The organism is Acidovorax sp., assembly GCF_021287135.1.
GTDB lineage: Bacteria > Pseudomonadota > Gammaproteobacteria > Burkholderiales > Burkholderiaceae_C > Acidovorax.
Genome location: NZ_JAJTBB010000021.1, coordinates 182,495 through 203,092 on the forward strand (window position 1 = coordinate 182,495; position 20,598 = coordinate 203,092).

A 20,598-nucleotide genomic window follows, 5' to 3' on the forward strand; every position below is an offset into this window, starting at 1 on the left:
ACGGTCGCTGTGCACACACACGTCAAACGACAACTGGAGACAAAGCACATGAAGCTATGGATGACCCCCCCTGCGGGCCTGCGCCCGCTGCTTCCCGCCGCCCTGGCGGCCGCTGCGCTGGCGGCCTGCGGGGGCAGCGACAGCGAAGGCCCCATCAACGCCAAGCCCGGCTACCTGGGGCCCATCACCGAGACGAGCTATGACGGCGCCACCGATGACCTGCTCACCGCGGGCCTCGGTGCCTCCGGCCTGGCGGCCGCCGTGCCGCCGCCGTATGCCGACCCCCTCAAGCCCACGGCCGCGGAACTGCGCCGTGCGGCCATCCATGCCAATTACCGCGCCATGCTCGACATGACCGCGGCCGGTGGCTACGGCCTGCTCTATGGCCCCAACGTGGACGCTCAGGGCAAGCCCGTGGCAGGGGAGGGCAAGGTGGCGGGCACCGAATACATCGCCTTCGCGGACGATGGCTCGGGCCGCAAGAACGTGACGCTGATGGTGCAGGTGCCTGCCAGCTTCAACCCTCAGAAGCCGTGCATGATCACCGCCACGGCTTCGGGCTCGCGCGGCGTGTACGGCGGCATCTCCACGGGCGAATGGGGCCTCAAGCGCGGCTGTGCCGTGGCCTATTCCGACAAGGGCACGGGCGGGGCGCCGCACGATCTGCAAAACGACACCGTGCCGCTGATGGACGGTACGCGCACCACCGCCACGGCCGCCGGCCGGCGTGCCGCTTTCAACGCCGGCCTCACGTCGGCCGAGCTGGCGGCCTTCAACACCGCCACGCCGAATCGCTTCGCGTTCAAGCATGCGCACTCGGGCCAGAATTCCGAGAAAGACTGGGGCACCACTACGCTGCAGGCCGTGGAGTTCGGCTACTACGTGCTCAACCAGCGCTATGGCGACACCAACGCCGCGGGCGAGCGCTTGAAGACCCTCACGCCGGCCAACACCATCGTCATTGCCTCCAGCATCTCCAACGGCGGCGGCGCGGCCATCGCCGCGGCGGAGCAGGACACGCGCGGGCTCATCAGTGGCGTGGCCGTGTCCGAGCCCGCACTGGAACTGCCCGCCAACCCGGGCGTCACCGTGCGCCGCGGCACCGCCGAGGTGCCGGTCGTGGGCAAGACGCTGGTGGACTTCACCACCTACGCCAACCTGTTCCAGGCGTGCGCGGCGCTGGCCCCTTCGGTGAGCGCCAGCCCCTACGCCGCCGGCTTCGCCACTGGCTTTGCCAGCGCGGCGCTGCCCATTGCCCCCAACCGCTGCGCGGCGCTGCGGGGCGCCGGCCTGCTCACGGCAGGCACGACGGCGGGGCAGGCCGAGGAAGCGCTGCAGAAGCTGCAGGCCTATGGCTGGGAGCCCGAGTCCAACGACCTGCATGCGTCGCTGGCCGCCTTCGAGGTGGCGCCCGCGGTGGCCGTGACCTTTGCCAACAGCCTGTCGCGCAGCAGCGTGAAGGATCACCTGTGCGGCTACAGCTATGCGGCCACAGCCGCCAACGGCGCGGTGGAGCCTCTGGCCCCGGCGGCGCTGGCGGGCCTGTTTGCCACGGGCAACGGCGTGCCGCCCACGGGCGGCGTGCAGCTCGTCAACAACCGGGGCAAGCTGGGGCCGGTCCGCGACTTTCTGTCGGTGTCCGAGTCCGGCCTGCCCGACTGGAACACGGCCGGGGCGCTGTGCCTGCGCCGCCTGGTCACGGGGACGGACACCGCGGCCCGGCAGCTGCAGGCTGGCGTGGACGAAACCCGCCGCACGGGCAACCTGCGCGGCAAGCCCACGGTGATCGTGCACGGCCGGGCCGATGCGCTGCTGCCCGTGAGCCACACCTCCCGCCCCTATGCCGCGCTGAACCGCAAGGTGGAGGGTCCGGCCAGCAAGCTCAGCTACGTGGAGGTCACCAACGCCCAGCACTTCGACAGCTTCATCGGCCTGCCCGCCGTGCTGCCGGGCTACGACACGCGCTACGTGCCGCTGCATGTGTACCTGAACCGCGCGCTCGACGCCGTGTACGAGCACCTGGCCAACGGCAAGGCGTTGCCCGCAAGCCAGGTGGTGCGCACCGTGCCCCGCGGCGGCGTGCCGGGCAGCGCGCCCGCCATCACGGCGGGCAACGTGCCGCCGCTGGCCAGCACCCCGGCGCCGGGCAATGCCATCGCCGTCACGGCCGGTGCGATTGCCATTCCGGACTGACCCCAGGGAGCTTCGCAGCACGGAACCCCGTCCCCTCCGGCTTCAGGCATGCACGCGGGCTTGCGGCCCGCGGGCCGCCCCGGGGCCGCGGACCACACGACAAGGGACCCAACGGCATGGACAACTTCAAGGCATGGAGCCGCCACATGGCGACCGCAATGGTGCTGGCGTGGGGCGCTGCGCTGGCGCTGCCGCTGGCTGCGGCCGAGATCGTGGTCGGCCAGGTGGCGCCGCTGTCGGGCGTGCTGGCCAGCACCGGCGCGCAGATGGTGCTGGGCGGCAAGATCTACTTCGACTGGGTCAACGCCCAGGGGGGCATCCACGGCGCCACGGTGCGCCAGGAGGTGCTGGACGACGCCTACCAGGTGGCCGACACCGTCAAGCTCACCCGTGCGCTGCTGGCGCGGCCTGAAGTGGTGGCGCTCTACGGCTTTGCCGGCACGGCCAACATCACGCAGCTGCTGGCCGATGGCGTGCTGGAGCAGGGCGGCGCCGCGCTGGTGGCGCCCTACACCGGCGGTGAATCCCTGCGCAGCCCGTTCAACCCCTGGATCTTCCACGTGCGCGCGGGCTACGCCGACGAGGCCGAGCACATGGTGCAGCAGCTCACCACGCTGGGCATGGCCCGCGTCGCCGTGATGTACCAGGACGACGGCTTTGGCAAGGCCGGCCTGGCCGGCGTGCAGGCGGCCCTCGCCAAGCGCAACCTTTCGCTCGTGGTGGCCGCAGGCTATGAGCGCAACACCGACCAGGTGGACGAGGCCGTGAAGGCCATCCAGGGCGCGGACGTGCAGGCGGTGATCATGATTGCCGTGAACAAGCCGGCTGCGGCCTTCATCCGGCGCTACCGCGAGTGGGGCGGTGGGGCGCAGCTCTACAACATCTCGGTCGCCGATCCCGCAGAGATCGTGAAGATCGCCGGCCTCAAGAACGCCCACGGCCTGGGCATCAGCCAGGTGGTGCCCTATCCCTATCGGCCGCAGTTGCCCGCCGTGCGCGAGTACCACGCGCTGCTCAAGCAATACGCGCCCGGTGCAGAGGTCAGCTACACGAGCTTCGAGCAGTTCCTGGGTGCCAAGGTGCTGGTGGAAGCGCTGCGCCGCGCGGGCCCCGCGCCGTCGCGGGCCAAGGTGGTCAAGGCGCTGGAGTCTTTGCAGAACTACGACCTGGGCGGCATCGCGCTCGGGTATTCGCCCACCAACCGCGTGGGGTCGCGCTTTGTCGAGGTGACGGTCATTGGCAGCAATGGCCGCCTGATGAAGTAGCGGCCCCGGCCCTTGGTTTTCTCTTGTCTGTTGTTGTTCCCAAAAGGTTGCTCACATGGTACCCACATCGCGCTACGCCACTTGCGCTGGTTATGAGATCCACTACATGGAGTGGGGTGCGCCCGATGCTCCGGTGGTGATTGCCTGGCATGGCCTGGCGCGCACCGGGCGGGACATGGACGAACTGGCCGCGCACCTGGCGCCACGCTACCGCGTGATCTGCCCCGACACCCTGGGCCGCGGGCTGAGCCAGTGGGCGCGGGACCCGGCCGCGGAATACCAGCTGGCGTTCTATGCCCGCATCGCTGCAGAGCTGTTTGACCGGCTGGGCATCGAACGGGCGCACTGGGTGGGCACGTCCATGGGCGGAGCCATCGGCACGGTGTGCGCCTCGGGCCTGTTCCAGCCGCAGCTCAAGGAGCGCATCACCAGCCTGGTGCTCAACGACAACGCGCCCTGCCTGGCCGAAGCGGCCTTGCAGCGCATCCGTTCCTACGCTGGCGCGCCGCCCGCGTTCGACACCGTGCTGGAGCTGGAGGCCTTCTTCCGGCAGGTGTACCAGCCCTACGGGTGGCTCAGCGACGCCCAGTGGCGGCGCCTGACGGAAACCTCCACCCGCCGCCTGGCCGACGGCCGCGTGACGCCCCATTACGACCCGGCCATGGTGCAGCAATTCACCATGCACGCCAACGACTACCTCATCTGGGACCACTACGACGCGCTGGACATTCCCGTGCTGTGCCTGCGCGGCGAGCAGTCCGACCTGGTGCTGCGGGAAACGACGGCCGAGATGCTCACGCGCGGCCCCGGCCTGCGCGGCCTGACGCGCGTGGTGGAAGTGCCGGGCTGCGGCCACGCGCCCGCGCTGAACGTGCCCGAGCACTATGCGCTGGTGGATGCCGCGCTGCACGGCGCGCAGGTGCGGGCCGGCACCGTGCTGGGCTGAGCGGCTGGGCTGGTTATCCCAGGTGGTCGCTTGATGGCACGCTGGTGCCCCCGCCGTGCGGCCCTTCTTCCCGCCGCACGGTTTCCCCGGTGCGGACGATCCGAAAGGTGGACTCGTCCAGCCGCTCCACCGGGGAGCCGTCCGGCAGCGCAAAACCGGTGCTCCCGCCGTTCCAGTGCAGTCCGCCCACCGCATCTTCACGAAGTTGTGCCGGCGCCTTGGTGATCACAAACGGCTGGCCTTGCGCATTTCGGGCCGTGAACTGCTCTGCGACCCCGCTGTTCTCCGTGGCAGCCAAAGAGGCCCCCTCGTCAGCGCGTGGCATTGCCGGTGCTGCTGTTGGGGGTGCTGTTGGTCGAGCCGGCGTTGGCGCCGGCGCTGCCCGGTGTAGAGGACGAAGCTCCTGGGGCACCAGCGCCAGCGTCGGTACCCGAGGACCCCGTGCCGGTGGTGCCTCCGGAACCGGAGGCACCGCTCTCCCCACTGCCGGTGCCCCCGGCGGCGCCAGGCGACGGACTGGGCGATGTCGGTGATGTGGGCGCTGTGGCCCCCATGCCTCCCACTGAGCTGGACGTGCCGGATGCCTCGGCACCGCCGCTGCCCGTGCTGTTGCCCATGGTCGGCGTCCCTGGCGCGCCGGTGCCAGCCCCGGGCGCGCTGGCACCTGACGGGGACGAAATGGGCGGCGTCTTGTCGGCCTTGCGGTCGCAGGCGGCCAGGGCCAGTGCGGCCACAGCGATCAGCGGAACCGCCACCCAGTGCCGCAAGGTCGCCGGGCGGGCCGGGGAAGCGGTGGGGGCTGCGAAGGGGGAGCGGGTCAGTGTGTTCATGAAGGTTTCCTTTGCGAAAAGAAGCAAGGGCGATGGCCGCCCCGGAGAACCCATGGTGGAATGCGCCCCCGCCTGCCCGGGTAGGACGCCAGCGACAAAACAAACCCTTACGGGCGATCCAGGTCTTCGGTGGGGCCGGACGCACGCCGCCAGGCGGCCGCCACCGCCACTGCCAGCACCATCACCACGGTGCTGCCCACCGCCGCCACCAGCCCCCGGCCCGGCGCCGTGGCCACCAGAAAGTTGAAGGCCGTGTGCCACACCGCCACCACCAGCACGCTGCGGCCCTGAAAGTACAGCCAGGCCAGCACCAGCGACCCGGCCGTCAGCCCCAGCGCCCAGCCGATGAGGGCCGGCCCTAGCAGCGCTGCCATGCTGGTGTTCAGCACAAACAGCGGCGCATGCCACAGCAGCCAGACACCCGCCACCATGAGCGCTGCCCGCAGCCGCGAGCGGCCCTGCGCCAGCCGCGGCAGCGCAAAGCCGCGCCACCCGCCTTCCTCGCCCAGGCCGTTGAGCAGCAGCGCCACCACGGCGGCCACGCCCAGCGAAGGGGCTTGGGGAATGCCGGGGTAGCTGTTGAAGTCCTGCAGCGCCGGCAACGGCCGGCCGAAGGCGGCCAGGACCCCGAAGATCAGTGCCCCCAGCAGCAGTGGTGAGAGCGCCAGCAGGGCCGAGCGCCAGCGCGGCACCGGCAGGCGCACGCAGCTGCGCAGCAGACGCCCGAGCCCCGGCCTGCCCTCGGCCAGCGCCGTGACCACCAGCGCGGCCAGAAACGGCCCGCACAGGCCGGGCAGGTGCGTGGCGCTGGAGCCCGGGCCAACCCGTTCGCCCCGGGCCAGCAAGGCCAGCCAATACCCCCACGAGAACGCGAACGCCAGCACGCAGTAGAGCAGCAGCGCGTGCCGCTGGACCCACAGCGCCAGAGGGCGGGGGGCTGCTGGGCTCGCAATGGAAGGGCGCATGGCAGGGCAGGGATGGTGCGGCGTGGCCAGAGACCAGATCATGCCAGCGGCGGGCGACGGACGGGCGGCAGTGTGGCGTTGGCGCTGGGGTGCCCTGCCGGGTCCAATGCGGTGTAGGACTGGCTTGGCACCGGCATGCGGTACCGGCCCACTTGCAGGGCGGTTCGGGCGAATGAGCATGCGCATTTTGCAAGGAGCCTTGTCATGCAACCGACCTCTCCCCGCCCCCTTGCCGTGGTCACCGGCGCCTCCTCAGGCATCGGCTACTACCTCGCTCTGCGCTGCGCCGCGCAAGGCTTCGACCTGGTCGTGGCCGCAGACCGCCCGCTGGACGACGTGGCCGACGACTTTCGCATCCAGGGGGCGCAGGTCACGGCCGTCCCCGCGGACCTGGCCAGCCCCTCGGGCGTGGACGAGCTGTGCCAAGCCATCGGCAACCGCCCGGTGGACGCGCTGCTGGCCAATGCCGGGCACGGCCTGGGCAAGGGCTTTCTGGAGCAGGACTTCAATGACGTGCGCCACGTCATCGACACCAATGTCACCGGCACCCTGTACCTGCTGCACCGCGTGGTGCCCGGCATGCGCAGCCGCGGCGCGGGGCGTGTGCTCATCACCGGCTCCATCGCCGGCTTCATGCCTGGCAGCTTCCAGGCCGTGTACAACGGCACCAAGGCCTTCATCGACTCGTTTGCCGCGGCGCTGCGCAACGAACTCAAGGACACCGGCGTCACCGTCACCTGCCTCATGCCCGGCCCCACGGATACCGAGTTCTTTGCCCGCGCCCAGATGCTCGACACCCAGGTCGGCGCGGACGACCACAAGGCCGACCCGGCCCAGGTGGCCCAGGCCGGGTTCGACGCCATGATGGACGGCGAGGCCGACGTGGTGGCCGGCCTGAAGAACAAGCTGCAGGTGGCCTTGGCCAAGGTCACTCCGTCGCAGGTGCTGGCCGAGCAACACCGCAAGATGGCGGAACCCGGGTCGGCCAACGATTGATGCTGGCGGTACACCGGTGCGGCCCGCCGGCTCACCGCACAGATGCTATGGTTTTGATACTGCCTGCGCTTGCCCAGAAAGCGCTAGCGGCCGATTTGGCATGGAAGAGCAGTGGGCCCCGCCCGTCAAATCGCGGGGTAAGCGCCGGTGCCCCCGGGCCATGCCGTCAGCACCTCGAAGCCATCCGGGGTGACCGCCACCATGTGCTCCCACTGGGCGGAGAGTGATCGGTCTTTCGTCACCACCGTCCAGCCATCGGCCAGCTCCTTGGTCTCGCGCTGGCCCGCGTTCAGCATGGGCTCGATGGTGAAAACCATGCCCGGCTCCAGCCGCAGCCCCTGGCCGCGCCGCCCGTAGTGCAGCACCTGCGGCTCGTCGTGGTACACGGTGCCAATGCCGTGGCCGCAGTATTCGCGCACCACGCTGAAGTTCTCGCGCTGCGCCACCGCGGCAATGGCATGGCCCACATCGCCCAGCGTGGCCCCCGGCTTCACTGTGCGAATGCCCGCGCACAGCGCCTCGTACGTGGTGCGCACCAGCCGCTGGGCCAGCACGCTGGGCGTGCCCACGCAGAACATGCGGCTGGTGTCGCCATACCAGCCGTCTTTTTCCACGGCCACATCGATGTTCACGATGTCGCCCTTTTTCAGCACCTGCTGGGGCGAGGGAATGCCGTGGCACACCACATGGTTCACCGACGTCAGCACCGTCTTGGGGTAGCCCAGGTAGCCCACATTGGCCGGCCGCGCGCCCTGCACGTTCACGATGTGGTCGTGGCACAGGCGGTCCAGCGCGTCGGTGGTCACGCCCGGCACCACATGCGGCTCGATCATCGCCAGCACCTCGGCGGCCAGTTGCGCGGCCCGCCGCGCCATCACCAGTTCTTCGGCCGAGCGGATCGGCACGCCACGTTCCGCGCGGGCCATCAGTGCTGCCGCCTTCCGGCGCGTGATGCGGCGGGTGCGTCAGCCGCAGCCTTGCTGCCGAGCCCGCCCTGCGCCGCCAGCGCCACATCCAGCCCACCCGCCAGCTCGGCCCGCACCAGCATCTGGCAAATCTCGCGGTGGTCCAGGTCGGGGTACAGCTCGGCCAGCATGCCGACACGCATCCAGTGCTCGGCCTGCGCGTTGATGGAACGGCTCAATGCCGTGCTGGCCAGACGCAGGTTCTCGTGCATCTGGTCGGAAATCTTGACAATGCCCATGGCTCTCAATTTATATGAAACGTATATGTATTGTATGCGTTTCGTCGCGCCGGGGTGGCACTGTCTGCCGCTGCGGCCTGGCCGCCCGGCCCGCTCGTCCGAGCGCGGCCGCTGTCCGGAGCTGTCGAGTGCAGGGGCGCAATGCCCCTGCGCTCAAGGCCGGACGGTCAATTCATTGTGGATGGAATGAGCGCCTTGCGCGGCTCGCGCCGCAGTGATGACGGCTTCCATTTGTGCGCGACTTGCCACGGTGCCCGCAAGCCGAACGTCTCCCTTGGTGGTGACGACTGTGATGTCGCCATCCCCCAGGTCGGGGACTTTGCCCAGTGCCGTTTTGACATGGGTGGTGGTGTCGGCGTCCGAGACATGGGCGGTGGTGTCGGACGCCTGTGCGAGCGCGGTTGCCGAAGGCTCGGGTGGGCTGCAGGCGGTCAGTGCAGCAGCACAGCAGGTGGACCACAGGAGGATGGAGTAGAGGTTTTTCATGGAGTGCTTTCGAGGGCGGGCGAAGGGCTGCGACGCCGCCGGGCTGTGGTCTTCTGGAGGGAGGGGCGGTCAGGTCATGTGGCGCGGCACTGTCTGGGCGGCTGACAGCTGCGGATCGCCTGGGTGTTGTTCCAGTGCGTAGGGCACGGTCAGAAAGGCCACGGTGAAGACGACAAACAGGGTGGCAGCAACGGTCCGTGCAATCGGTACGAGAAAGCTCTTGAGGTCGGAATTCATGAGGGCTCCTGTAACGGCTGAGGGTTGAATGGCAAGGCCGGCCAGCCGTTTTCCTGCCTTGGGATGCCATGTTGCCGGGGTGAGACTGAACACAGGCTGAACAGCCGTTGCCGCGGTGGATGAGCGCCGTTGTGCAAGGTGCTCGCACGCGCTTCGGCGCAGCGCGTGCGGGGGATTGCGTCAGCAGCCAGGTGCGCCGCTGGGGCTGAGGGCGCGGGCACTCAATGCGAGTGCTGGTGGTGTATGTCGGGGTAGTGGGGGTGCTTGTGGCGCAGGGCCGTGTGCCGGTGCCAATGCACGTGGGGGGCCGTGGTGTCCACCCCGGGGTCGTGCGCATGCTGGTGGTGCTCGTCATGCGCGTGGGCATGTGTGTGCTCCAGCGGCTCATGGGTGTGCTCGTGTGCGTGGTCCTCGGTCAGGTGCAGCCATACGCCCCACCCCATGAGCGCGCAGGCCATCCAGAATGCGGGACTGGCGGCTTCTCCGAGCAGCAGCAGCGACACGGCTGCCCCAATGAAGGGCGCCGTCGAGAAGTAGGCCCCGGTCCGCGCGGCGCCGAGCCCTCGCAGGGCCAGCACAAAGAGGACGAGGCTGATGCCGTAGCCCGTCAATCCCACGGCCATGGCCATCAAGGTGGTCTGCGCGCCGGGCAGGCGTGCACCCAGCAGCAGCGCGATGGCGCAGTTCACGATGCCCGCCAGCAGCCCCTTGGCGCCGGCAATGAAGACCGAATCCGCGGCAGCCACGTTGCGGGTGAGGTTGTTGTCGATGGCCCAGCACAGGCACGCCAGCGCAATGGCCGCCAGCCCTGTCAAAGACGCTGCGCCGGTGCCGCTGGACTGCCAAGACAGAACGGCCCCGCCCGTCACGATGGCCAACATGCCCAGGACGATGCGCCGGTCAGCGTTCTCCTTGAAAACCATCCAGGCCAGCACGGCGGTCAATACCGATTCCAGGTTCAGCATCAGCGATGCGGCTGAGCCCGAGGCCGTCGTCAAGCCGTACAGCAAGGCCACCGGCCCCAGAACGCCGCCAAACAGGATGGCCCCCAGGAGCCAGGGCCACTCTCCCGGCTGCAGCCCCGATGGCGTCCAGCCCCCGTCGCGAATTGCCCGGAACAGGCCGAGACCCACGCCACTGCCGAGGTAGAGCAGCCCTCCTAGCAACACGGGCGGTACGTCGCCGACCAGCAGCTTGGCCAGCGGCGTGCTGGCGCCAAACAAGGTGGCCGCAACGAGGGCGAAAAGAATGCTCTGGTTCATAGGACTTTCCAGGGGGGCTGGCTGCGCCCCGGCAGCATGAATGCCACGGTGACGTGCACGGATCATCTGTCCCAATCAATCATTCGTTCATTCAATTGATCCCGTGCTTCCTGACCCGGTAAGCCATCGTAGCCCGGCTGATCCCCAACAGCCGCGCCGCCAGCGCCACATTTCCTCCCGCACTCTGCAGCGCCTGCCGCAGCATTTGCGCTTCCGCCTGGTGCAACGGCGCCACCACCGGCGCAGCGGTTGGCGCGGGCGTTACACCCGTCTTGGCCATCGCCGGTGTCTGCGGTATCTGCATTCCCGCACCCGTTGTCGCTTGCGCATGCAGCGTGCCCCCGCTGTTGCCCTGCAAGTGCAGCGACATCACCCCGCCGCCACTTTGCTCACCGCCCGCAAACAAATGGTGCGGCTCGATCGGCTCGCCATCCGTGGCCAAAATCACCGCCCGCTCAATCAGGTTCTGCAGCTCGCGGATGTTGCCGGGGAAGGGGTAGTGAAACATCGCCTTCACGGCCGCTTGGCTGAAGCCGGGCACCTGCCGCTGGTGCTTGCGCTGGTAGTGGGCCAGAAAGTGGCTCATCAGCAGCGGGATGTCGTCGCGCCGCTCGCGCAGCGGGGGCAGGTGGATGGGGAAGACGTTGAGGCGGTAGAACAAGTCCTCGCGGAAGCTGCCTTCGCGCACGGCCTGGCGCAGGTCCACGTTGGTGGCGGCCACCAGGCGCACGTCCACGCGCACGGTGCGGGTGCCGCCCACGCGCTCGACCTCGCCTTCTTGCAGGGCGCGCAGCAGCTTGCCCTGGGCCACCAGGCTCAGCGTGCCGATCTCGTCGAGGAAGAGGGTGCCGCCGTGGGCGCGCTCAAACCGGCCGGGGCGTGATGTACCGGCGCCGGTGTAGGCGCCGCGCTCCACGCCGAAGAGTTCGCTCTCCACCAGCGTCTCGGGGATGGCCGCGCAGTTGATGGCCACAAAGGGCTGGCTGCTGCGCGGGCTGATCCGGTGGAGCATGCTGGCAAACATCTCCTTGCCCACGCCCGATTCGCCGGTGAACAGCACGGTGGCGGCGGTGGGGGCCACGCGCTGCAGCATGTGGCAGGCGGCGTTGAAGGCGGATGAGGCGCCGACCATGGTGGCAGAGGCCGCCGGGGCAGGGGGCGTGCCCGCTGGCTTGTGCTGCGGCACGCCCAGGTAAGTGGTGCGGCGGGCCTTGCCCAGCAGTTTGTCGGCCAGCGCGGCGGGCGGGGTGCCCACAAAGTCCTGCGCGTTCAGGTAGAACAGGTCTTGCTCGGGGTCGTCCCAGCGCTCGGCGGATTTGCCCACCACGCGGCAGTGCGCGGCGCCGGAAGACCGGCACTCCACCTCGCGGAACACCACCATGCGGCCGAACAGGGTGCTCACGTAGCCCGTGGCGTAGCCCACCTGCATCCAGCACGCGGGCGAGCCGCCCACGCCGTAGGCGGCAATGTGTTCGTCGTCCTCGCTGGAGTTGTGCCAGATGAATTCGCCGTCGTAGTCGCCCCGCTCGGCGTCGTAGCGGGCGTGCACCACCTCCACCTGCACGACGCCCTCGAGCGCATGCAGGCGGGTGCCGGCAATGGCAGCGGCCTGGGGCTCGGCGTCGGGCCACTGCTGGCGCACCAGGCGGGCGTCGCGCGCGCCGCTCACGTAGCCCGCGCGGGTCAGCAGGCCGCGTGCCTTGTCCAGGCCGATGCTGTCGATCAGCTCGCGGCGCAGCGAGCCCAAGGCCTCGGAATGCAGCAGGATCATGCGCTGGTCCTGCAGCCAGATGCGCCCGTCGCCGGGCGAGAAGAACAGGCATTCGCTGATGTCCGCCACCGTGGGGTGGGCGTGCTGGCTGATGCCCTGGGTGTCAAACCCGCCCAGCGCCTGCGGGGGTGGGCTGGGCGTGGCGCCCAGCAGGGTCTGGCCCAGGCCGACGGCCGTGCGGTTCAGGTCGGCCAGGGAAATGCGGCGTTTGGGCATGGGCGGGCTTCACCAAAAATTCATCAAAAAATGATCATTTGATCAATTGCAGGGCGTGCATTTGATGATGAATGGTAACTATTTGGCCGCCGAAAGTCGCCCAGTCCAGCGCGGGGAGTGACTAGGGAAAGTCCGTAGCGCCTCCTCTGAAAAGCCCCTGCGTTTGCCCTCTTGGGCGGGCTTGGGCCAGCCCGGCTGGTACGCGCGTTGCAAAAAGGCTGGTCACCTAAGACCAACCAAGGAGCAACGCAATGGGAATGTCAGAAAAACCGGGCCTGCTGGACAACCGCCTCTGGGCGGGCAAGGCCTTTGATGGTGCGTGGGCCACCACGCTGAGCGGCCAACGCGCCGTGACCGAGCCGGCCACCGGCAAGGTGCTGGGCACCGTGGGCATTGCCAGCGCGGCTGACATGCAGGCCGCCATTGGCCGCGCGGCCAGCGCACAAGCCGCGTGGGCCGCGCAGGGCCCGCGCGAGCGGGCGGCGGTGTTCCACCGCGCCGCCGCCCTCTTTGAGCAGCACTTTGACGAGCTGGCCCTGGCCATTGCGCGTGAGACGGGCGGCATCCTGCCCAAGGGCCAGCACGAGGTGCGCGAGGCCATCACCCTGTGCCACTTGGCGGCCGGCCTGCCCCTGCAGGCGCAGGGGCAGGTGCTGCCCAGCACGCCGGGGCGCCTGTCCATTGCGCGTCGCGTGCCGCATGGCGTGGTGGGCGTGATCTCACCGTTCAACTTTCCGCTCATCCTGGGCCTGCGCTCGGTGGCGCCGGCGCTCGCACTGGGCAACGCCGTGGTGCTCAAGCCCGACACGCGCACGCCGGTGAGCGGCGGCTTCATCATGGCCCGGGTGTTTGAAGAAGCGGGCCTGCCCCGGGGCCTGCTGCAGGTGGTGCCTGGCGACGCCGAGGCGGGCGAGGCGCTGGTGGTGGACGCGCGCGTGCCCATGATCGCCTTCACCGGCTCGCCCGCGGTGGGCCGGCGCATTGGCGCGCTGGCGGGCCAGCACCTGAAAAAGGTGTCGCTGGAGCTGGGCGGGGCCAACAACCTCATCATCCTGGAAGACGCCGACCCGGACGCCGCCGCCAGCGCCGCTGCGTTTGGCGCGTGGTTCCACCAGGGGCAGATCTGCATGGCCTCCAACCGCATCCTGGTGCACGAGTCGATTGCCCCTGCGATCGTGCAGCGCCTGGTGGGCAAGGCCACGCACCTGCCCGTGGGCGACGGCGCCAGCGGCCAAGTGGCCCTGGGGCCGATGATCGACGCCAAGCAGCTGCAGCGCTTTGACAGCGTCATCAAGGACAGCGTGGCCCAGGGCGCCAAGCTGGAGGCGGGTGGCACGTTTGAAGGCCTTTGCTACCAGCCCACGGTGCTGACGGGCGTGAAGCCCGGCGTGCGCTCGTTTGACGAAGAGCCCTTCGGCCCCGTGGCCAACCTTGTCACCTTCCGCACCGATGACGAGGCTGTGCAACTGGCCAACACCAGCCAGGGCGGCCTGGCCGCCGCCGTCATCAGCCCCAACGTGGGCCGCGCCATGGCCCTCGTGCAGCGGCTGCGCGCAGGCATGGTGCACATCAACGACCAAACGGTGAACGACGAATGCACCAACCCCTTTGGCGGGCCGGGCCTGGGCGGCAATGGCAGCCGCGTGGGCGGGCCTGCGGATATTGACGAATACACGCAGTGGCAGTGGATCACCGTCAAAGACGCCGTGCCCGCGTTCCCGTTCTAGCCCGCCCCCAACCGTTCGCCCTTAGCCTGTCGAAGGGCTGCACATCCCTTGTGCTCTGGCTTCGACAGGCTCGGCCCGAACGGTTTGTAGGTAGGCGGGAGGACGCTGCGCGCGCCCCCTGTCCGTTCACGCTGAGCCTGTCGAGGCGCCGCACGAACGCCACCCCACCACCCCAAGACCCCACAACATTTTTGGAGACAACCACCATGACCCTTCACAACAAAACCATCGTCGTCACCGGCTGCTGCTCCGGCATTGGCGCGGACTTTGCCAAACTCGCCCGCCTGCAGGGTGCCCGCGTGATCGGGGTGGACCGCAACGCCCCCACGCTCACGCTCGACGGCTTTGTGCAGGTGGACCTGGGCGACCCGGCTGCCATCAACGACGCCGTGGCGCAGCTGCCCGCCAAGGTCGATGCGCTGGCCAACATCGCGGGTGTGCCGGGCACGGCGCCGGCGGAGCTGGTAGGTCGCGTCAACTACCTGGGCCTGCGCTACTTCACCCACCGGGTGCTGGAGCGCATGGGCGAGGGCGGCTCCATCGTCAACATTGCATCCATCCTCGGGGCCGAATGGCCCCAGCGCCTGGAGCCGCACCGCGCCCTGGGCGCCACCGCCAGCTTTGAAGAAGGCGCGCAGTGGCTGGCTGCCCACCCTGTGCCGCAAGACACCTGCTACCAGTACTTCAAAGAGGCGCTGATCGTGTGGACCTACACCCAGTCGCAAAAGATCTTCATGGAGCGCGGCGTGCGCATGAACTGCGTGGCCCCCGGCCCGGTGTTCACGCCCATCCTGGGCGACTTTGTGCAGATGCTGGGGCAAGAGCGGGTAGAGAAAGACGCCCACCGCATGAAGCGCCCGGCGTTTAGCGACGAGGTGGCGCCCGTGATCGCCTTCCTGTGCAGCGATGCAGCGCGCTGGGTCAGCGGCGTCAATCTGCCGGTGGACGGCGGGCTGGCGTCCACCTACCTCTGAGAAAACAACCCGGTGCGTTGCTGGCGGCTGGCGGAGTGCTTTGTCGCCCAGCGCCAGCGCCCGCGCAACGTGCCGCCCGGCGCGGCGGCATAGCCAGCCGGCTGTCGCCCGGGTCGTTATTTCGCAGCTGCCGACGGGTGCTCTGCGCGGGGGCAACTGGCAACCATGCGTGGCCAAAGCGCTAGATATGCTATAAAAACAATAGCTGCTAGCGCTTATTGGTAAAGCGCTGGAGCCCTTTTTTTTATTTATTTTTTGCCCCGTGTGAGGGGCTGACCGTTTCCAGCCTACTTCAGCAGCTCCAGCGTGCGCTCATCCTTCTGCCCGCCAAAGTACTTCTGCAGCACCGCATCAAACACGCTGCCCGGCGCAGATGCTTCGGCAAACAGCGTCATGCAAGAGCGCAGCTTCAGGTCGTCTGGCGTGCCAAACACCTGCAGCGCAGACGAGGGCGATTCCAGCGCCAGCAGAATCTGGCAGCACTCGCGCAGCCGCGCCGCCAGCACGGGGTGGGCCAGGTAGGCCCGCGCCTCAGCCAGCGACTGGACCGCATAGCGCTGCGCCATGTCGCTGTGCCCCAGCCCGTTGATCTGCGGGAACACAAACCACATCCAGTGCGTGCGCTTTTTGCCCGCCCGCAGCTCCGCCAGCACGCGGGGCCATACGGGCTCCTGGGCTTGCAGAAAACGGTCGAGGACAGGGGGCAGGGGCATGCTGGGGTGTGGGTGGAGCGGGCCGGTTGAACAGATGGTGACGGTGAATCCGTGGCGCGGCAAGCATTGAATGAGCGCACCAGCGCAAGGCGCTGCAAGGCCCTGCGGCCGCGATGCGCAAACCCCACACCCCGTGCCAGAATGGCCCGATGAGCGCTACCACCACCTCCTCCTTCCAGTCCGCCGCCGACGGCACCCGCATCACCACCTACACCTGGGCCAAAACCCCGGGCCAACCGGTGGGCGTTGTGCAAATTGCCCACGGTCTGGCCGAGCACGGCGAGCGCTACGACCGCTTTGCGCGCGCCTTGAACGCCGCTGGCTTCATCGTCCACGCCGTGGACCACCGCGGGCACGGCCGCACGGCCGGAGGCAAGCTGGGCGACTTTGGCCGCCCCGGTTTTGACGGGCTGATTGCCGATGTGGCCCAGTTCGGCGCGCTGCTGCGTGCGCAGCACCCCGGCCTGCCGCTCTTCCTGTTCGGCCACTCCATGGGCTCGTTCGCAGCGCAGGCCGCCGTCCTGGACCACTCCACCACCTGGTCAGGCCTCATCCTCTCAGGCTCCACCGCCCTCGACCTGTTCGCCGCCGGCATGGCCAACGCCCCCGCCGACGCGCCCGCCGGGCTCGCGGCTTTCAACGCAGGCTTTGAACACCGCACCGGCTACGAATGGCTGTCGCGCGACGCTGCGGAGGTCGATGCCTACGTGGCAGACCCGTGGTGCGGCTGGGATGTGCCGGAGGATTTGATCCCTTCGCTCTTCGCGCCAGCGCCCAAGCTGGCCGACCCCGCACAACTCGCGCGCATCCGCAGCGATCTGCCCATCCTCATCGCATCCGGCGACGCAGACCCGCTGGCCGCAGGCGGCATCTTGCTGGAGCAGCTGGGGCAGCGGTATCGGGATGCCGGTCTGGCCGATGTGACGGTCCAGCTGTACCCGGGGGCACGGCATGAAATCTTGAATGAGACGAACCGGGAGGACGTGACGGGGGATGTTGTGGGGTGGCTGCGGGAGCGTGTGTAGGTGGCGGAGTCGGTGCTAAATACTGCGATGGCGACCTGCGCGCTGACTACCTCCAGGGTAGAGGCACGCGTTAACGCATGAGCTCTGTCGTGCTATTTGTTGCCGCAGTTCGCTAGATGATGACGATGAACGTCTATGGCTCAACTTATCGCAAAGCCCCTTGGTGCTGGAATAGCTATTCATCACTTTCGACTTCGCTGTACGAATCGTTACTTACGATGAAAATGTTTTCCGGCTGCCCAAACTGCGCAAACAGCATCGTTTCAACAAACTGATAACACGCAGCCCAGATTTTGCTGACGTCGCTTGGTTCCATCGCAGCGAAATCAGCGACGCCTTGCTGCAGCTTTTCCAGCCAATCGGGGGCTCGGCCATTTATCGCCATGTTTGCCTCATAGTGGAGCTTGCGATACTGGGTTTCGTTGATCACCTTGCGCACTTCCAGGAGGTCTTGCAGGACATCCGTGACGTATGACATTCGGAAGAATGAGCCGACAATCTCGCGCCAGCTCACGGGCCTATTCTTCGAAATTAGCGGCAAGTATGCCGCAACCCGATACAAAAGCCGCCCGACGAAGATCGCTGTGTGGCGCGAGTCCACGGGCGCATAAGTCCCTAACACCGACTGAACGCCGTTGGCGAGAAACCCGTTGGCCACGGAGGCGTGCGATCCGTCCACGGGATGGGTGCTGCATGCTGCCAGCACCACGATGTGAGTCATGCGTGCTACATGTTTGAGATCCCAAACGTCGACTTTTTCTTTGCCGATCTGCAGCCATGCTGGTTGCGTCTTCCCGCCATGGTTGCCATGACAGTCGAAAATGACCATGACCCCTTGATGCGCGTTCATTGCGTCGATCAGCTCATCTCTCGTGGACACGTCGACAATCTCGACTTTCATCTCGCCCAAGTCGTATTTGGCGACGGCTAGCTCAAGGTCGCTACGAATCGGGTCGTCCGGTGCGAACGACCGGATCACAAGGATGTGATCTAACGCCATCTTCGGCACCGTAATCCTCGGATGGGCTAAGGCCACCTGGACTGCCACATTCCCTGGCGTGGATGGGATGCGCGACATCTCGTAGCGGAACATTGCCGGTAATCCGTCGATGGATAGCCACTCGATCGGAAAATCACAAATGGTCAGCAGTCGTTCGCGGCCGTCGAACATTGCCTTCCACAACTTCTCTCCCACCTCGCTGCGGATCTCGCCGCTGTACTCGGCCAAATGTCGATTTAGCTCTGCTAGCCGGGTCGGCTTATTCGAGCTAACTAGCGAGTAGATCTCACTCAGCCTGTCGTGGTGGAGCATTACGGCATCGGGCATCCGAAGGGCCGGTACGAATTGATTTGCAGCCAGTACTGCGATGACAGTTGAAAAAAAACGCTGCTCGAATTGCCTGTGTTTCAAGAGCGGCCCCACGACAGGGTCCGTGTATGGATTGAAGCCCTCTACCTTTGTTCCGGCGAATGTGATGTGGCCATTGCCGTACCCCCTGCTGCGGACCAGCAGCGCCTTGACGAAATTCCGCTTGTCACGATCCAGGTTGCGAAGAATCGGGTTCCAAATCTTGTTGTCGATCTTGTACAGCAAGGCATAGATAGACGCGCAGAAGATGATCGCGTCGTTTTTCCGCAGGGCGTACACCTCCAGGCCTTGCCGCAACTGATCGATCATTTCGGAAAACTCTACGATTGCATCAATATGTGCCTCGATGCCAAGGCCAAGCGTCGGCTCTATAACCTCACTGTTGTCCAAGTTGTAGCCGTACAGTCGTAGCACTGCAGCCGACGGTTTCGTGCAGTTGTGCAGCTTCGGGACGAATGGGAGCCGCCCTTGCTCCCTATTGGCAGGAGGGCATGTCTTCATTAACTCGACGAGAATTTGAAAACTGCTGTCGTGGGCCGCAGTTCGTTCCGCCAGCGCCAGTAGATGACCATAAATCGCGTCGGCGCTGAGATCGGCCAATGAGACTGCTCCCGCAAAGCGGTTGAGCGTGATATGCAATGGCCTAACCGCGAAGCAGTGCAGCCTCGCCTCCACATCAGCTGCCGACTTGTCTGTGCTCCATATGACGGTAGGCCACCCTCCAACCTCGGCATGGCCCTCTGTGAGCAGGTCTGCCCTGAGCATGCGAATGCAGAGGGCCGAGCCTGCTATCTTGGATGCAATAAATGCGTCCTCCGCAAGGCCAAGCTCCACCATGTCGTGTGGAAATCTGACAAGCATGTCCATGATTGCCAAGTAGTCGGGAATCAACGCCAAAGCAAACCCTTGGAAGAAGGTTTGGCCAGACGCTGCAACATCCGTAGGCATGGCAATGATGTGTTGAATGGCGCTCGTGCTCATAAGAAACTTCTCCCTGTTATCCGACCCCGCATCCCACGGCCCCCACGCCCACCCCTCGCCACCTGACAAGCCCACCGATACACCCGCAGCGTCACCTCCGCCCGCTGAATCACCGTGTCCTCCACCGTGGCAGCACCCCGGCCAACTCATCGGCTTGCGACTGCAGCAACTCCGCCGGGCTCATCCCCAGTGCCTCGCCCGTCAGCAGCGCAATTCCCTCGCTCACATGCCCCATGGTGTCAAGACGGAACAGCCAGCGCTCCACGGCGTTCTGCACGCTGCGGTCCAGCATCAGGTGGCGCTGGTTGCGGGCGGGGATCAGCACGTCGTGGGTGCCTTCCAGCCCTGCGGCCTAGCATGCTTGAAACCAGCCTTTGATCTTCTCATTGAGGCTGCCCACACGGAGCCTGCCCAAACGCTGCGCGAGGCTTCGACAAGCTCAGCCCGAACGGGTGTTTCCAAGCTCAACGGTGCTGGCTCGTTAAGCGCGCCGGCCACGCAAATTCCCCTTCACCCATCCCCCCGCCAACCCCTCCGCCAACGCCTCAAACACCACCCGAATCCGCCGCGCTGTGCGCAGTTCGCGGTGCGACACCAGCCAGATGGGAAAGCGCAGCGGCGGCACGTCGTCCAGCACGCGGACCACGCCGGGGGTCTTGTTGGCGATCTCGTCCATCGTGGCGCCGATGCCCAGGCCCTGGCGCACCAGCTCCCAGTGCAGGGCGGTCTGGTCGGCGTAGCAGCTGAACTGGCTTTCGCTCAGGTTCAGCCCGCGGTGGCGCAGGTAGGCGAGGTATTGGCCGTTGCGGTCGGAGCCGACAAAGGTGGCGCGCGTTGCGTCGTCGGCCGTGCGGGGGTGGCCGTGGGTGCGGACCCACGCCTCGGACGCGTAGAAGCCTGCCTGGGCCTGGCGCACCAGGCGGGCGATCAGGTCGGGCTGCTCGGGCTGCACGTGGCGGATGGCGATGTCGGCCTCGCGGCGCAGCAGGTCGCTCACGGCGTTGGAGGCGACTATCTCGACCGCAATGCTGGGCTCCTGCGCGTGCAGCCGTTGCAGGATAGGTGGCAGCAGGTAGGCGGCAATGGCGTCGGTGGCCGACACCGTCACCACGCCGCCCACGGCCTGCGAGCGGCCGCTGGCGGCCAGGCCCAGGGCTTCTGCGGCGGTGCCCATGGCGCGGGCGTGCTCCAGCAGGTCCAGCCCGGTGGGGGTGAGCACCATGGCCTTGCCCACGCGCTCAAACAGCGTCACGCCCATCTGCCGCTCGATGGCGGCCACCTGCCGGCTCAGGGTGGGCTGGGTCAGCCCCAGCTTGCGGGCGGCGGCCGAGAGCGAGCCGGTTTCTGCGGTTTGCAGAAAGGCTTTTAGCTGGTTCCAGTCGAGTTGATCCATGCGTAAACGTATATGTTCGCTGCAATTTACCGCAGTTTCCTGCGC

General features: G+C 67.3%; 20 protein-coding genes. 7 read left to right on the forward strand and 13 right to left on the reverse strand.

What is annotated here, in order from left to right:
• The first annotated feature begins 48 nt into the window (after nucleotides 1-48).
• The 3 genes from LWW96_RS05570 (at nucleotide 49) to LWW96_RS05580 (ending at nucleotide 4,404) form a co-directional block, all read left to right on the forward strand.
• On the forward strand, nucleotides 49-2,193 hold the full coding sequence (locus LWW96_RS05570; protein WP_291484842.1) for a D-(-)-3-hydroxybutyrate oligomer hydrolase: 2,145 nt from the start codon (nucleotides 49-51) through the stop codon (nucleotides 2,191-2,193).
• A 146-nt stretch (nucleotides 2,194-2,339) separates the two neighbouring features.
• The gene (locus tag LWW96_RS05575) at nucleotides 2,340-3,458 is read left to right on the forward strand and encodes an ABC transporter substrate-binding protein (protein WP_291484988.1); all 1,119 of its coding nucleotides are present in this window, start codon (nucleotides 2,340-2,342) and stop codon (nucleotides 3,456-3,458) included.
• A gap of 55 nt (nucleotides 3,459-3,513) precedes the next feature.
• Nucleotides 3,514-4,404 (forward strand): alpha/beta hydrolase, encoded by an 891-nt coding sequence (locus LWW96_RS05580; RefSeq protein WP_291484844.1) that lies wholly within the window; start codon nucleotides 3,514-3,516, stop codon nucleotides 4,402-4,404.
• A gap of 13 nt (nucleotides 4,405-4,417) precedes the next feature.
• On the opposite strand, the gene LWW96_RS05585 is transcribed toward LWW96_RS05580, so the two are convergent.
• The 3 genes from LWW96_RS05585 to LWW96_RS05595 form a co-directional block, all read right to left on the reverse strand.
• A complete protein-coding gene (locus tag LWW96_RS05585) occupies nucleotides 4,418-4,729 on the reverse strand; it encodes a hypothetical protein (RefSeq protein ID WP_291484846.1) in 312 nt (103 codons plus the stop codon).
• A complete protein-coding gene (locus LWW96_RS05590; protein WP_291484848.1) occupies nucleotides 4,716-5,234 on the reverse strand; it encodes a hypothetical protein in 519 nt (172 codons plus the stop codon). Before LWW96_RS05590 ends, LWW96_RS05585 begins: the two co-directional genes overlap by 14 nt.
• Nucleotides 5,235-5,341: 107 nt before the next feature.
• On the reverse strand, nucleotides 5,342-6,199 hold the full coding sequence (locus tag LWW96_RS05595; RefSeq protein WP_291484850.1) for a CPBP family intramembrane glutamic endopeptidase: 858 nt from the start codon (nucleotides 6,197-6,199) through the stop codon (nucleotides 5,342-5,344).
• Between the two features lie 204 nt (nucleotides 6,200-6,403).
• On the opposite strand from LWW96_RS05595, the gene LWW96_RS05600 reads away from it, so the two are divergent.
• Nucleotides 6,404-7,195 carry an SDR family NAD(P)-dependent oxidoreductase gene (locus LWW96_RS05600; RefSeq protein ID WP_291484851.1) on the forward strand — a complete coding sequence of 264 codons (792 nt, stop codon included), beginning with the start codon at nucleotides 6,404-6,406 and terminating at the stop codon, nucleotides 7,193-7,195.
• A 125-nt stretch (nucleotides 7,196-7,320) separates the two neighbouring features.
• Here LWW96_RS05600 and map read toward each other — a convergent pair whose 3' ends face one another.
• The 6 genes from map to LWW96_RS05630 all read right to left on the reverse strand — a co-directional run bounded on the left by map (nucleotide 7,321) and on the right by LWW96_RS05630 (nucleotide 12,371).
• Complete coding sequence (gene map, locus LWW96_RS05605) at nucleotides 7,321-8,121, reverse strand: type I methionyl aminopeptidase (RefSeq protein WP_291484853.1); 801 nt, start codon at nucleotides 8,119-8,121, stop codon at nucleotides 7,321-7,323.
• Nucleotides 8,121-8,399 carry a ParD-like family protein gene (locus LWW96_RS05610; RefSeq protein WP_291484855.1) on the reverse strand — a complete coding sequence of 93 codons (279 nt, stop codon included), beginning with the start codon at nucleotides 8,397-8,399 and terminating at the stop codon, nucleotides 8,121-8,123. Before LWW96_RS05610 ends, map begins: the two co-directional genes overlap by 1 nt.
• A 153-nt stretch (nucleotides 8,400-8,552) precedes the next feature.
• The gene (locus LWW96_RS05615; RefSeq protein ID WP_291484858.1) at nucleotides 8,553-8,885 is read right to left on the reverse strand and encodes a BON domain-containing protein; all 333 of its coding nucleotides are present in this window, start codon (nucleotides 8,883-8,885) and stop codon (nucleotides 8,553-8,555) included.
• 69 nt (nucleotides 8,886-8,954) lie between these two features.
• Nucleotides 8,955-9,122 carry a hypothetical protein gene (locus LWW96_RS05620; RefSeq protein ID WP_291484859.1) on the reverse strand — a complete coding sequence of 56 codons (168 nt, stop codon included), beginning with the start codon at nucleotides 9,120-9,122 and terminating at the stop codon, nucleotides 8,955-8,957.
• A gap of 221 nt (nucleotides 9,123-9,343) precedes the next feature.
• A complete protein-coding gene (locus tag LWW96_RS05625) occupies nucleotides 9,344-10,384 on the reverse strand; it encodes a DMT family transporter (RefSeq protein ID WP_291484861.1) in 1,041 nt (346 codons plus the stop codon).
• A 91-nt stretch (nucleotides 10,385-10,475) separates the two neighbouring features.
• The gene (locus tag LWW96_RS05630) at nucleotides 10,476-12,371 is read right to left on the reverse strand and encodes a sigma-54-dependent Fis family transcriptional regulator (RefSeq protein WP_291484863.1); all 1,896 of its coding nucleotides are present in this window, start codon (nucleotides 12,369-12,371) and stop codon (nucleotides 10,476-10,478) included.
• A 251-nt stretch (nucleotides 12,372-12,622) separates the two neighbouring features.
• On the opposite strand from LWW96_RS05630, the gene LWW96_RS05635 reads away from it, so the two are divergent.
• Together LWW96_RS05635 and LWW96_RS05640 are read left to right on the forward strand one after the other, a co-directional pair.
• Nucleotides 12,623-14,098 carry a benzaldehyde dehydrogenase gene (locus LWW96_RS05635; RefSeq protein WP_291484865.1) on the forward strand — a complete coding sequence of 492 codons (1,476 nt, stop codon included), beginning with the start codon at nucleotides 12,623-12,625 and terminating at the stop codon, nucleotides 14,096-14,098.
• A gap of 206 nt (nucleotides 14,099-14,304) precedes the next feature.
• Nucleotides 14,305-15,072, forward strand: a complete 768-nt coding sequence (locus LWW96_RS05640) for a coniferyl-alcohol dehydrogenase (RefSeq protein WP_291484867.1) — start codon at nucleotides 14,305-14,307, stop codon at nucleotides 15,070-15,072.
• Nucleotides 15,073-15,359: 287 nt separating this feature from the next.
• Here the strand turns inward: LWW96_RS05640 and LWW96_RS05645 are convergent, their stop codons facing one another.
• Nucleotides 15,360-15,785 (reverse strand): DUF1810 domain-containing protein, encoded by a 426-nt coding sequence (locus tag LWW96_RS05645; RefSeq protein ID WP_291484869.1) that lies wholly within the window; start codon nucleotides 15,783-15,785, stop codon nucleotides 15,360-15,362.
• A gap of 149 nt (nucleotides 15,786-15,934) precedes the next feature.
• On the opposite strand from LWW96_RS05645, the gene LWW96_RS05650 reads away from it, so the two are divergent.
• Nucleotides 15,935-16,810 (forward strand): alpha/beta hydrolase, encoded by an 876-nt coding sequence (locus LWW96_RS05650; protein WP_291484871.1) that lies wholly within the window; start codon nucleotides 15,935-15,937, stop codon nucleotides 16,808-16,810.
• A gap of 175 nt (nucleotides 16,811-16,985) precedes the next feature.
• Here LWW96_RS05650 and LWW96_RS05655 read toward each other — a convergent pair whose 3' ends face one another.
• From LWW96_RS05655 to LWW96_RS05665, 3 genes are all read right to left on the reverse strand, one after another.
• Nucleotides 16,986-19,160: a CHAT domain-containing protein gene (locus tag LWW96_RS05655; protein WP_291484873.1), complete on the reverse strand. Its 2,175-nt coding sequence runs from the start codon at nucleotides 19,158-19,160 to the stop codon at nucleotides 16,986-16,988.
• Nucleotides 19,161-19,269: 109 nt separating this feature from the next.
• The gene (locus LWW96_RS05660; RefSeq protein ID WP_291484874.1) at nucleotides 19,270-19,485 is read right to left on the reverse strand and encodes a hypothetical protein; all 216 of its coding nucleotides are present in this window, start codon (nucleotides 19,483-19,485) and stop codon (nucleotides 19,270-19,272) included.
• Nucleotides 19,486-19,641: 156 nt separating this feature from the next.
• Nucleotides 19,642-20,553 carry a LysR family transcriptional regulator gene (locus tag LWW96_RS05665; protein WP_291484876.1) on the reverse strand — a complete coding sequence of 304 codons (912 nt, stop codon included), beginning with the start codon at nucleotides 20,551-20,553 and terminating at the stop codon, nucleotides 19,642-19,644.
• Nucleotides 20,554-20,598 lie beyond the last annotated feature (45 nt).